Annotated in this window: 16 protein-coding genes; all 16 read left to right on the top strand. The window is 69.3% G+C overall.

All coding sequences use genetic code 11. From position 1 onward, the window contains the following. Positions 1-73 precede the first annotated feature (73 nt). The 16 genes from ABZ386_RS01670 to ABZ386_RS01745 all read left to right on the top strand — a co-directional run bounded on the left by ABZ386_RS01670 (position 74) and on the right by ABZ386_RS01745 (position 12,122). Positions 74-418, top strand: coding sequence for a hypothetical protein (locus ABZ386_RS01670; RefSeq protein ID WP_358963090.1), 345 nt, complete (start codon positions 74-76; stop codon positions 416-418). Positions 419-445: 27 nt separating this feature from the next. Beyond that, a complete protein-coding gene (locus ABZ386_RS01675; RefSeq protein WP_358963093.1) occupies positions 446-1,402 on the top strand; it encodes a RecT family recombinase in 957 nt (318 codons plus the stop codon). A gap of 17 nt (positions 1,403-1,419) precedes the next feature. After that, a complete protein-coding gene (locus ABZ386_RS01680) occupies positions 1,420-2,010 on the top strand; it encodes a hypothetical protein (protein WP_358963096.1) in 591 nt (196 codons plus the stop codon). Positions 2,011-2,078: 68 nt separating this feature from the next. Beyond that, a complete protein-coding gene (locus ABZ386_RS01685; protein WP_358963099.1) occupies positions 2,079-3,215 on the top strand; it encodes a PD-(D/E)XK nuclease family protein in 1,137 nt (378 codons plus the stop codon). 98 nt (positions 3,216-3,313) lie between these two features. Next, the gene (locus ABZ386_RS01690; RefSeq protein ID WP_358963101.1) at positions 3,314-4,291 is read left to right on the top strand and encodes a helix-turn-helix domain-containing protein; all 978 of its coding nucleotides are present in this window, start codon (positions 3,314-3,316) and stop codon (positions 4,289-4,291) included. Between the two features lie 101 nt (positions 4,292-4,392). Continuing rightward, the gene (locus ABZ386_RS01695) at positions 4,393-4,677 is read left to right on the top strand and encodes a hypothetical protein (protein WP_358963104.1); all 285 of its coding nucleotides are present in this window, start codon (positions 4,393-4,395) and stop codon (positions 4,675-4,677) included. An 85-nt stretch (positions 4,678-4,762) separates the two neighbouring features. Beyond that, positions 4,763-5,383, top strand: coding sequence for a hypothetical protein (locus ABZ386_RS01700; protein WP_358963107.1), 621 nt, complete (start codon positions 4,763-4,765; stop codon positions 5,381-5,383). A gap of 206 nt (positions 5,384-5,589) precedes the next feature. Then, positions 5,590-7,089 (top strand): DNA cytosine methyltransferase, encoded by a 1,500-nt coding sequence (locus ABZ386_RS01705; RefSeq protein WP_358963110.1) that lies wholly within the window; start codon positions 5,590-5,592, stop codon positions 7,087-7,089. A gap of 29 nt (positions 7,090-7,118) precedes the next feature. Beyond that, on the top strand, positions 7,119-7,844 hold the full coding sequence (locus ABZ386_RS01710; RefSeq protein WP_358963113.1) for a hypothetical protein: 726 nt from the start codon (positions 7,119-7,121) through the stop codon (positions 7,842-7,844). 19 nt (positions 7,845-7,863) lie between these two features. Then, complete coding sequence (locus ABZ386_RS01715) at positions 7,864-8,292, top strand: hypothetical protein (protein ID WP_358963116.1); 429 nt, start codon at positions 7,864-7,866, stop codon at positions 8,290-8,292. 181 nt (positions 8,293-8,473) lie between these two features. Continuing rightward, positions 8,474-8,806, top strand: coding sequence for an HU family DNA-binding protein (locus tag ABZ386_RS01720; protein WP_358963119.1), 333 nt, complete (start codon positions 8,474-8,476; stop codon positions 8,804-8,806). A gap of 62 nt (positions 8,807-8,868) precedes the next feature. Beyond that, positions 8,869-9,372 carry a hypothetical protein gene (locus tag ABZ386_RS01725; protein WP_358963122.1) on the top strand — a complete coding sequence of 168 codons (504 nt, stop codon included), beginning with the start codon at positions 8,869-8,871 and terminating at the stop codon, positions 9,370-9,372. Continuing rightward, positions 9,369-10,196 (top strand): phosphoadenosine phosphosulfate reductase family protein, encoded by an 828-nt coding sequence (locus tag ABZ386_RS01730; RefSeq protein ID WP_358963125.1) that lies wholly within the window; start codon positions 9,369-9,371, stop codon positions 10,194-10,196. Before ABZ386_RS01725 ends, ABZ386_RS01730 begins: the two co-directional genes overlap by 4 nt. Beyond that, positions 10,193-10,822, top strand: coding sequence for a hypothetical protein (locus ABZ386_RS01735; protein ID WP_358963128.1), 630 nt, complete (start codon positions 10,193-10,195; stop codon positions 10,820-10,822). The genes ABZ386_RS01730 and ABZ386_RS01735 overlap by 4 nt, the downstream gene beginning before the upstream one ends. 305 nt (positions 10,823-11,127) lie before the next feature. Continuing rightward, positions 11,128-11,754, top strand: a complete 627-nt coding sequence (locus tag ABZ386_RS01740) for a hypothetical protein (RefSeq protein ID WP_358963131.1) — start codon at positions 11,128-11,130, stop codon at positions 11,752-11,754. A gap of 68 nt (positions 11,755-11,822) precedes the next feature. After that, positions 11,823-12,122: a hypothetical protein gene (locus ABZ386_RS01745; protein WP_358963134.1), complete on the top strand. Its 300-nt coding sequence runs from the start codon at positions 11,823-11,825 to the stop codon at positions 12,120-12,122. The last annotated feature ends 35 nt before the right edge of the window (positions 12,123-12,157 follow it).

Genomic DNA, 12,157 nt, shown 5'->3' on the forward strand with positions numbered 1-12,157 from the left:
AGTGGGTTGATCATCCGCCGCTCACCCCTCAAGATAGGTGACACTGTTGATACGAGATCACCAGGGGGTGGGTGTGCAGGGCGTCCAGGACGAGATTCCGGGCCTGGTGATCCGCACCGTGCGGCAGCCCGACAGGCAGGCGGCGACGATCCAGGCGCAGTTCGAGGCGTTTCACCGGCTCAACCCCTGGGTGCTGCGCGCGCTGGAACGTCTGACCGCCGACTACCTCGAGCGCGGCGCGACCCGCGTCGGCATCGGGATGCTCTTCGAGGTTCTGCGCTGGCGCTACGCCACAGTCACCGAAGGCGACGAGTTCCGCCTCAACAACAACTTCCGCTCCCGCTACGTCCGGCTGCTCATCGAGCGCCACCCGCAGTGGGCGCACGTGTTCGAAGTCCGCGCTCTGCGGACCGACTGACCCCGACTTCTTGGAGACCAACACCCCATGAACCAGCCCACCGAGCAGCACGGTGGCGAGACCGCTCCGACCGCTGTGGCACCGGCCGGTACGGAGACGCTGCCCGAACGCCTCGTCACCCAGAGCGCCATCGTGCTGCGCGCTGACCAAGTGGAGTTCGACGCCCGGCAGGTGGCCGCCCTGGCGCTGATCAGCCCCGGCCTTCAGCAGGCTCCGCGCGCCCAGCTGGCCGTGTTCTTCCACTACTGCGTGCGCTCCGGTCTCGACCCGTTCGCCCGGCAGATCTACATGATCGGCCGCAAGAACCGGGGCGAGGACCGCGAGGACAACCCGGTCAACTGGACCATCCAGACCGGCATCGACGGCTTCCGCACGATCGCCCACCGGGCGGCCGAGCGGACTGGGGAGCGCATCTCCTACGAGGACACCGTCTACTACGACGCCGAGGGCAACGCCCACGAGGTGTGGCTGAAGCCCGGCCCGCCGGCGGCTGTCAAGGTCAGCGTGCTCCGGGGATCCAGCCGCTTCCCCTTCATCGCGCGGTGGAGCGAGTTCGCCCCGCAGTACTGGGACGCCAAGCAGGGCAAGTACGTCCTCGCCAAGATGTGGCGGCAGATGGAGTCCCACATGCTGCGCAAGTGCGCCGAGGCTCAGGCGCTGAGGATGGCGGCTCCGCAGGACCTGTCCGGCGTGTACGTGGACGAGGAGATGGCGCAGGCCGACGCCGAAGTCGTCGCGGGCGAGGCCGAGGAAGCCACCCGACGTCTGCGGGCGGCAGCCGGCCTGGAAGAGGGCGAGCAGGCGGATGAGCCGGGCGAGGCGGGCGCCGAAAAGGCACCGCCGAAGAAGCGGGCCCAGTCGCGACGGGCACAGCAGAAGCCCGAGCCGGACGACACGGACACACCTGCTGGCGAGGCGCCCAAGGCGCGCCGCAAGCGCACCACCAGCAAGCGCGCTGAGGCCACGGCCGCCGAATCGTCCTGATGCACGGAGAAACGATCTTGAACACCGCCGACGAACAGAACCAGATCATCGAAGCCTGCCGAGCGCACCTGTCCTCACAGGCGGACCGAGACGACAAGGCCATCGAGGTGCTCGTCCTCAAGCGGCACAGTGACAGCGGCTTGACGGTCCAGCAGCTCCCGGTGCCGGACAAGCTGTGGGCCCTGTACCCGCCGGACACGGTCCTCACCGCTCTGGCGGACGCGGCTGTCCTCCTCGGCACAGCCGCCACCGCCGACACCGCCGCCATAGCCCTGAGTTACGAAGGGCTCGCCATCGCTGAGGACGCCAGCCCTCAGGCCGACGAAGCCATTCGCCGTCACGCCGCCGGTGGCTCGATACCGCTGCCCAGCGAGATCCCCGGGCACATCCGCCAGCGGTTCGTCAGCGCCATCGACCGGCACTGCTGCCACTACCTCGTGTCCGTCGACCAGCCCCACGAGGAAGGCGCCGCTCCGGCAGTGGGCCTGGCCATCGCCGACTCGGAGGTGAGCGGCCGGGCCGCAGAGGCGCTGACCACGTTCGCCAAGGCGATCTGGCCGCACCTGGCAGGAGGCCACGGAGCCGCTGCCGCCCAGGACGATCTCTGACCCCTTTCTCTTTCGGGGTGCCGCCTTCCGCTTCGAGGGCGGCACCCCGCCTTCTTGGAGGACCGCCTATGACCATCACGACCCTTGAGCGGCCCGTCAGCCTGTGGCCCGCCGCGCACGCGGCCGACGCCCGCCGGCCCCGCTCTCTGCAAACCAAGATCGGCGCGAGCGACACCGTGTGCGCACGGCGCGCCGGATACCTCCTGCACGGCCGCACGCCCACCGACACCGGCGAGAAGCGCAAGGCCATCCTCGGCACCTACCTGCATGCCGGGATGCTCGAAGCGGCACGCGAGGAGTACGGGTGGATCATCGAGCGCCGCGTCGAAGACGACACCATCCGCGGCCACATCGACGCCGTCCAGCTCGACAGCCGAACCGCCGCCCGACTGCCCAAGCGCCTGCGTCCCCGTCTCCCCGCCGAGGAGACCACCGTGGAGGACATCAAGACCAAGAGCACCTACCAGTGGGACAACATCCTGCGGTACGGGGCCAGCGACGCTGAAGTCCGCCAAGTCCTCCTGTACGCGGACCTGTTGCGCACCGAAGGGTTCGCCGACATCGACGGCCAGCGCCAGCTCGCCCGCCTCGGCCCGCTGCCGGTCGGCCGCATCCGGTTCCGGTTCATCAACCGCGACTCCGGCGACGACCACGTCCAGGAGATGCCCTTCAACGCCGAGCGGGCCCGCGGGGCACGTTGGTGGGTGGCGCAGGTACGCGCCGCCGAAACGCCCGAGGACCTGCCCCGCACGTTCCCCGGGCCGGGCCTGTCGGTCGTCTGCGACAACTGCCCGTTCAAGACGGCCTGCTGGGGACCGACCATCGCCGGTCAGCGCCCACAGAGCATGCTCATCCACGACGACGCCGAGCGGGAGCGGGCACTGGCGGAGTACGTGGAGGTCTCCGAGCAGATGAAGCCGCTCAAGGACCGGCTGAAGGTGCTACGCGCCCAGCTCGACGGCTCCGAGCCCGGCGTGTACGGCGACAACGTACTGACCTGGAGCGGCGGCAACCCGACCAAGGTCGACGACATCGACGCCATGGTCGCGATCTTCCAACGGGCCGGGCTGCCCGTGCCGATGGCTCCTGACGTGGCGGCGATGAAGGCCCAGCTGAAGGCGGCGGGCATCCCCGTACCCGTGCGGCTGGATCACGAGCGCCGTACCGCGGTGAGCATCAACGTCGCTGCGCTCAAGAAGCCCTGATCAGCACACCAGGCCGGGAAGACGAGGCCCTGCTGGCGGTGCCCCGCTCCGCCCGGCCTGGGCGCGCCGAAGCTGAATCCGAAACTAGAGAGGTGCGGGTGAGTATCCACCTGATGCTGGCGGCGGCCTACTTGCCGAAGGAGGAGATCAACAAGACGCAGAAGCTTGTCCTGATGAAGATCGCGGACTCCGCCGACGACCAGACCCGCCTGGCCCATCCGGGCCTTGAGCGGATGATGGCCTGGGCCGGCGTGGGCGAGAAGGCCGTCATCACGGTCGTCACCGAGCTGGTCGGCCTCGGCCTGGTCGAGCGCGTTGAGGTCGGCCGGGCCGGGCATCGCGCGGAGTACAGGGTGTTCCCGCACGGCGTGCCACCGATCCCCTCGACCGAGGAACTGAGCGAGCGGCGCCGTGCGGCGCGGCGCGCGCCGACGAACTCCCGGCTGGCCCGGACGGCGCGTCGGCGCAAGCCGTCGGCGGCAGCCCGCACCCAGCAGGACGTGGCCGCTCGGGAGGAAGGCGGTGCTCCTGCCGGGGCGCCTGAGGAGGAAGGGCTCAGTGAGGAGGGCCACGGCGAGGGGCAGAAGAGGGTTGCCGCAGGGAAACCCACTGGGTTTCCCTGCGGCAACCCTGAGGGTTTCCAGAGGGGAACCCTCAGGGTTTCGACAGGGAAACCCAGTGGGTTGCCGGAGGGAAACCCTGAGGGTTTCCAGCGGGAAACCCCTTCTTTTCCTTCTCCTTCCTCTCTCCTTCCTTACCCCCCTACCCCCACGCACGGCCCGGCGGCGGACGCGGGCGCCGAGACCGGTGAGCCGCCGGCCGGCTGCCCTAAGCACCCGGTGCCGGTCGGCAACTGCCGAGGGTGCGGCACGAACCCACGCGCAGGCCGTGAGCAGGCGCGCAAGGAAGCCGCTGCGCGCGAGCATGTCGCGCAGCAGGAGTGGCTGAGGGAGTTCTTCGCCGAGCAGCAGCGGCGTGTGGCCGAGACGGACCCGCAGGCGCTGGAGATGGCCCGTCAGCGTGTGCGGGAGCTTGCCCGCATGAACCGGCGCCGCCCCAACACCCGTAGCAGATAAGGGCGTTGCTTGATCGTCTTCATTGACACCCTACCGTATGCGAATAAGATATAAGTAATCGCTCGGAAACCATCCGGGCTCGAACTTCTTGGAGACTGTCGGTGACCACCGTGACTCTCGACCCCTCACCCTCCATCTACGTCGTCGTGGCCGAAGTCGTCCACGGCCCTCGCGCCACACCGGTCCTCGGGGAGGGGGTGTACTGCTCGATCGAGTGCGCCTCGTCCGGCCTGCGCGAACTGACCGACTCCCTTGGTCGGGAGGAGCCGGGTGCGGCCTTCGTTCTGCGCCACAAGGACCGGCCCGTCGGCTGCGTCGTCACCCGTGGAGGGCGGATGTGGGTGGTGCGCATCCTCGGCTCCCGTGAGCTGCCCGCTGTGTTCTGAACGCACACCTATAGATAGGTGACACATCTGAAATGCGGACGCTTTTAGCGTCTGTCTCTCAATACCCTTCTTGGAGAACACGAACGTGAACACCACTGTCGCGGCACTGCCCGACCACAACCGCCTGACCGACCCGCTGTGGCTGAAGCTGTTCCACCGCTACTGGCATGTCATCACGCCCCTGCGCTACCTCGGCTGGGTCACCGATGTCGAAACGGGCGGGGGAGAGTTCTTCATCCGCGCGGACCTCGGCGACGGCACTGAGCTGGCGATCAGCTCCAACGGGAGCCTGCCGACGGACCCCGCCGACGTGACCGGCTGGCACGTCCTGCGCCAGAGCCGCGAGAACCCCGACCGGCACACGGTTCTGTACGACTCGTCTCCGGGCGGCTCGCAGAGCCACCACGGCGCCAGCCTCGTCCCGATGTTCGCGCGCATCGATGCGCTGGACGTCCACAAGGCCGCGTCCCGGCTGAGCACGTCGGCCACGTACTCCACGCCTTACGGCCTGAACCACAACCAGAGCGGCGGGGGTGAGACGCCGGGCGTGGCCGTGGCCCGCTACTTCGAGTGGTGCCAGCACCTGACAACCGCCGAGGGCTACCGGCGCATCTGGGAGCGGCCCGAACGCGAGGGCTACCCGCTCGCCGTGTTCGAGAGGGACGGCTACGTCGTCACCGTCCGTGTCACACGCAGCAATGACTGAGCGGCGCCGCCCGCCGCGCCCCTGGAGGAGCGCAGAGCGGTGATCTGGCTGCTGGTCACCAACCTTCTCGGCCTCGCGGTGTTCATCGCCCTCGGCGTCGAGGACAGCCGCCACCACCGCGCGTCGCGCGCTCCTGATCAGTCCTGACCGCAGGCCGCCCGGCTCCTCCGGGCCGGGCGGCCCCCGCTTCGTGGAGACCTCTGACCTTGACCCGATCCGTCCATCTGCTCTGCGGGGCAGGCGGAGACACTCTCGGCCTGCAAGAAGCCGGGTTCGACCCGATCCTCGGTATCAACCACTGGCAGACCGCCATCGACACCTTCGAGCTCAACTTCCCCAACGCGGCTGCTCGGTGTGCCGACATCCAGAACTACCCCATGCGCTGGCTGCCCAAGGCCCTGGTGCTGTGGGCCAGCGTCATCTGCTGGGAGCTGAGCCCTGCCGGCGGGAGGAAACGCCCCGACCCCGCGCAGGAAGCCCTCTTCGAGGAAGAGGAACAGTGGCGACAACTGCCGCCGGAAGCCTTCGAGATGACCCGGGTGACTGCCTGGTGCGTGTTGCGCGCCGCCGAGGCGAAACGGTTCCCCTGCGTCGTCGTGGAGAACGTGGTCGAATTCATCACCGACTGGATCCTGTTCCCCGAGTGGATCCGCGCCATGAAGAAGCTCGGCTACCGCGTCCAGATCGTCTCGGTGTCCTCCGCCCACATCGGCTCGGAGACCAACCCGTATGCGCCGCAGTGGCGCGACCGGGTGTACGTCGTGTTCACCCTGGAAGGGGTGCGGCGCCCCGACCTCACGCCGCGCCCGCTGGCGTTCTGCTTCGAGTGCGGGAAGGACGTCAAGGCCCGTCAGAGCTGGCGCAACCCGAAGGTCAAGTTCGGCAAGTACGGCCAGCAGTACGACTACCGGTGCCCCAACACCCGCTGCGGGCACGCGCTGGTCGAGCCGTACGTCCGCCCCGCTGCCGACATCATCCGGTGGGACAACATCGGCCAGCGCATCGGCGACCGTGCCAAGCCGCTGGTGCCGAACACCATGGCGCGGATCGAGGCCGGTCTGGAGAAGTTCCCGTACCAGCCCAGCGTCATCACCGTGACCCATGGCAAGGACGGCACGGACCGCGCCTTCACCCCGCACACCAGGCCGCTGCCCACACGGACGGCCAAGCTCGGTGAAGGCCTGCTGGTGCCGGTCGGCGGCTCGTGGAACGACACCGCATCCCCGGTCGACGTCCCCATGCGGACCCGCACGACCCGCGAGAGCGAGGCCCTGGTCACCATCGACCCGGCCCCGTTCATCGTGGAATTCCGCAACAACTGCGACGCCGCCCCGGTGGGCAACCCGCTCAGCACCCTGGCCGGAGCTCGCCATCACGGCCTGGTCGTGCCCGACGGGGCGGCCGGGGATCGGGCCCGCAACACCCTCGTCATCCCCTACCGCAAGGGCAGCAAGGTGAGGACCGCCGCCGGGCCGCTGCACACCCTGTCCACCCGGGACTCGGCGGCCCTGGTGCGCACCGCGCCCGCCATCGAGGACTGCTACTTCCGCATGCTCGACCCGCGCGAGCAACTGGAGGCGCAGCGGTTCACCAAGGACTTCAAGACCGTCGGCTCCAAGGCCGCCCAGACCATGCTGGCCGGCAACGCCGTGAGCGTGAACGTCGCCCGCTGGATCGGCGAAGGCCTCATGCCCGTCCTTGCCTGACCCCGTTGAAGAAGAAGGAGAACACCGTCATGACCTCTGCCGTATCCATTCAGCTGGCCGTCCTTGCGCAACGGCGCCAGGAGCTGGACGCCGAGCGGCACCGTATCCAGAAGGCGTACTGCCTGGCAGTGCTCGACCACATCACCGCCAAGGTCCGCCAGGTGTGTCCCGAGGCCGTGTACATCGGCGTCGCCTACTACGGCAAGACGCGGGAGCTGGACCTGCTCGGCGTGCTCGGCGAGCAGACCAGCCCGCTCAGCGGCTTGCCGTGGCTGTGGGAGACCAGCGACGAGGAGCACCCCCTCGCCGAGCTCGCCGCAGAGGTAGAAGTCGACGTCCAGACCGCCCTGGAGCCGTACGACTCTCCGGCCTGGGCCACCGTCCGGCGCGACAGCGCAAGCGACGGAAACCTCTGGCTGGTCGAGCTGCCCCCGCCCGACCGGGCGGTGCGCATCGCTGAGCTGGTGCGCGGCCACCATCCGCAGGCCATCGCCATCGTCGTGGACGGACGCAGCGGCGGAGGCCGCGTCATCGAGGTGATCGAAGGCGTCGCCGAGGACGGCACGGACAGTCACGTCCGGAGCCGCTGGCCGCGCGAGTGCGACGACAACCTGACCCGCCTGGTCGCTCAGATCTTCGCGATACCGGCCCTGGCCGACCGCCACCTTGTGCCGGCTGACGGCCGCTACAGCCACCCCTACGGCAGCACCACCAGCGACCTCGTACGCCTGATGCCGCTGCCGCCGACCGCGTAACCCGCACGGAGAGCAGCAGATGAGCGGCACTGGGTGGGTCAGCGAGGCACCGTGCGCCGGGGACCTGCGCTTCACCCCCGACGACCCCTCCGAGGAGGTGCTCAGGGCGCCGCGGACGCAGGACCTGCTCAAGGTCTGCCGGGTGTGCCCGTACCGGGCCGAGTGCATCAGCCTCGTCAAGCCCCGCGCCTCCCAGTTCGACGGCATCTGCGGCGGACGTCTGTGGTTCAACGGCGAGATCCGCGCCACTTGCGAGACCGCCCACCCCAGGGAACTCGAGGAAGGCGCCAAGCCCATCACGCACGGCACCGAGTCCGGCGCCCGCGCCCACAACCGGCGTGGGGAAACCGCCTGCTCCTTGTGCAAGGAGGCCGCACGGATCGCCCAGGCCAACCGGCGCGCGAAGAAGAAACGGTTGTCGTCACAGCACGATCAACGGTCAAGATAGGAGACATTTATGAAGCATGTTTCTACTAGCTACGTGCGCTTCTGCGATGCGGACAGCAGCGCCTGTCATGAGGAGGACGACGGCATGGGCCTGGTCCCCTTGCCGTCCGCCTGGCGCGCCGACGGCCTGGCCCTCCGCCTCCAGCCCAACCGATCAGCGACTACGAAGTGAAAGGCAACCAGTGAACAAGGCACAGCTCATTCGGGCGGTGGCCGACAAGGCCGGCCGCCACCTCACGCCGACCGAAGCCGTGGAGACCGTCCTCGACGTGATGGTGCGCGCCGTCGTCGCGGGCGATCCCGTCTCGGTCACCGGATTCGGTTCCCTCGTGCCTCACTACCGCCCGGCCCGTACGGCACACAACCCGCAGAACGGGGCCAAGGTGCAGGTTGCCGCCCGCCGGGTCGTGAAGTTCCGGCCCGGCGCGCGGTTCCAGGACCTCGTCGCAGGCCGCGGCATCCTCCCGCCCGATGGCAACTGCATCCAGAAGGCCCCCAAGACGCCCCGTCCGTAGCCCCCGTACCGCAGGCCGCCGCCCCGGCCCGTGCCGGGGCGGCGGCCGTCCGAAGGACCGAGATGAACCACCCTGTGGGAACCGAGATAGAGGCCACCGCCCAGTGGCTCGAAGAGCATGCCGCGCCCGGCGCCGCCACCGTCCTGCGCCGCGTCGCCCGCCAGCGCGACCAAGCCGTCACCGAACTCAACCGGCACCTGGGCAAGATGACGCTGCCCCAGATGAGCGAGTGGGCCGCTTCCTCGGCGCCACGTGCGGCGGACGTCGTCCGCGAGAACGCCCTGATGCGCATCGACCTCGCCCGCTTCCAGAACCTGGTCGAGCGTGCGGGCTGGCTGCCCGATGCCGAACCGCGCCGCCTGTGGCGCTGGCGGGACGGCTGGTGGGAACTGGCCCATCGCCAGAGGAATCCCCAGGACGGTTACCCCGACACCGGCTGGTACCTCTGGGGTCCGGCCGACAGCTACTTCGGCCAGTGGACCGCGCCGCTGAAGGCCGACGCGCCACGCGAAGCCGACCGGCTCATCACTCAGCACCTGGCCGCCGCGGCGGGGGTGCCGCGGTGACCGCCCAGCTCGAACTCGTCAGCATCCGCGAGGCACACGGCCCCGACCCGGTGCCCGACCTGACCGCAGCAGACCGCATCGTGATCAGCAACAGCGGCGGCAAGGACAGCGCAGCCGCACTGGATGAGACAGTGCGGCTGGCCGACGAAGTCGGCGTACGCGACCGCATCGTGGTGCACCACATCGACCTGGGCACCACCCCCCGCGGGCACGCGGTGGAGTGGCCCGGAACCCTGGACCTCGCCCGGCAGCAGGCCGACCACTACGGCCTCCCCTTCGAGGTCCGCAGCCCGGCGAAGTGGCCGTCGCTGCTGCACCGCATCAAAGCCCGGGGACAGTTCCCCAACCTCTTCAACCGGTTCTGCACCGCCGAGAAGCGCGGCGTCTCGCGGAAGTTCATCACTGAGCAGGTCGCCGAACTCGGCATCACGGGAGGCCCGGCGCGGATTGTGCTGGTCATGGGCCTGCGGGCCGAGGAGTCACGGGCCCGTGCGGGCAAGAAGGCCGTCGAGTCCGACCAGCGCGCCAGCAGCGGCCGCCGCACGGTGACCCTGTGGTACCCGGTGCTGCGGTGGAGCACCGCCGAGGTGTGGCAGCGCATCCGCGAACGAGGCCTGCCGTACCACTGGGCGTACGACGCGGGCATGTCCCGCCTGTCGTGCAGCCTATGCGTGCTGGCCTCACTCCCGGATCTGACCTGCGCAGCCGGCCTGCGCCCGGAGCTGGCCCGCGAGTACGCCGACTTGGAAGCGGAGATGGGGGCGCCCTTCCGCCGCGACCTGTCCATGGCTGAGGTGATCCGACGGGCCGGAGGTGCCGCATGACGGCGCTGCTCCAGAGTGCCCCGGTCACCCTGCCCACGGTCCAGGGGAAGGGGGCGTGGCAGCCGCAGGTGATCGGCCTGGACCTCTCCTTGACCTCCACGGGCGTCGCGGGCACGAACTGGGCGAGGGCGCTGCGTCCGGGCAGACGTCGCGGCCACGAGCGGATGGACTGGCTGCTGGGCGCCATCGGCATGTGCGTGAAGGACGGCGCGGACCTGGTGGTGGTCGAGGGAGCAGCCTACGCACAGGGAGGGCAGGCTGGGCATCACGAACTGGCCGGGCTGTGGTGGCTGGTGACGCAGTTCCTGTGGCGGCACCGCATCCCGTACGCCGTGGCCAACCCCCACCACCGCACGATCTACGCCACCGGGCGGGCGAACCCGGCCCAGGACTACCCACGCAACGAGCGGTCGCGGGTGGCGAAAGGCATGGTGCGCAGCGTGGCCGTGGAGCGGTACGGCGTCGAATGCGAAGGGCCGGGCCGCTACGACCAGGCCGACGCCACGATCCTCGCCGCGATGGGCATGGACTGGCTCGGCTACCCGACGGTGCCGGTACCGGACAGCCACCGCCGCGCCTTGGAAGCCGTGCAGTGGCCGGATCTCATTCCCGTCGCAGCGAATTAATGAAGCCGGATTCCCGGAAAATCAATTTGAATTTCGCGCGATGGAACTTGCTTTAGAAGTTTACGCGAATAAAATATAAGTAAGGAATTCAGGAGATGACCGAACCGGTAAGGAGCTGGAAATGCTGATCGCAAACAGCGGCGGATGCGGCTGTGAGTGCAACCGCGGCGGCTTCTGCGGTGGCTGCGGCCACGCCGGATGCGGCGGCCGGCGCCGCTGAGCACAGCTCCCGAACACCCCCGCGCCCCCGGCGAACCGCCGGGGGCGCACCCATACGCGCAAGCGCCTTCTTGGAGACCACAAACATGAGCTACAGCCGGGGAGTTCAGACCCTCGCCGACCACATCGGCGTCGACCCAGCGCACGTTGCCCGTGCTCTGCGCGTCGCCTCCCACGCCCACGCGGCGATCCGCGCCAGCCACTTCAGCCACATGACCGACGAGCAGTTCCGGCGCCTCATGGGCAGCGACCGCCATGCCGTGGCCGTCGTCGCCAACCTCGCCATGCGCTTCGCAGGCCGCATCGAGGACGCGCTGCTCCTGATGGACGTCTACCACGCCAGCGAGGGCATCAAGGCCCCGCGGCTCGTCATCCGCGAGGGCGTCGGCACCCTGCCCGAGTACCACGGCCATCCCCACGTCCAGCAGGCCATCCGCATTCTCCAGGCCGCAGACCTCCCGCCGATCGTCACCGACGGCACGCACGAACTGCGCCCCGGCTTCCAGGTCATGCCCGGCTGCGACGACTTCCCCGGATGGATCTTCATCGCACCGGACCCGGAATGCGACGACCGCCAGGGCTTCGCCGGCGGGCGGCTCGGCTACCTCGCCGTCCTGCGCTTCGCCGGATGGGGCGTCATCACCGAACCCATGCCCCAAGGACTGTGGGCCGCCGTCCACCCCGACTACCGGAACAACCCCTTCCCGTCCTGACCGCCACCGCGCCCGTGCCCACTCTTGGGCGGGCACGGGACGGCCGACCCCGAAAGGGTCCACCGCACGTGAAGTTTCCGGTAGACGACGACACCCTCAGCGCCTGGGCCAGGCTCCTCGGCCTCACCACCGAGCAGACCGCCGCCACCCTCGCGGACATCGAGACCACCCTGCACGTTGGCTACGCCCACCGCCCGCTCGCGATGCGCCACCTGTCCTTCGAGGCGTTGATCGACCACATGGATGTGGACGAGTTCGCCCTGATGTTCCTGGTCAGCGGTCTGCGTCAGGCCGGGCACCACGACGCCGCGCGCTCTGTGGCGCTGCGCGCCATCGTCACCCAGCTCAGCGCCGATCCCGAAGGCTGACGCCTCCTCACCACAGCACCATCCCTGCCGCCCCG

Source organism: Streptomyces sp. NPDC006140 (assembly GCF_040628815.1).
Taxonomy (GTDB): domain Bacteria; phylum Actinomycetota; class Actinomycetes; order Streptomycetales; family Streptomycetaceae; genus Streptomyces.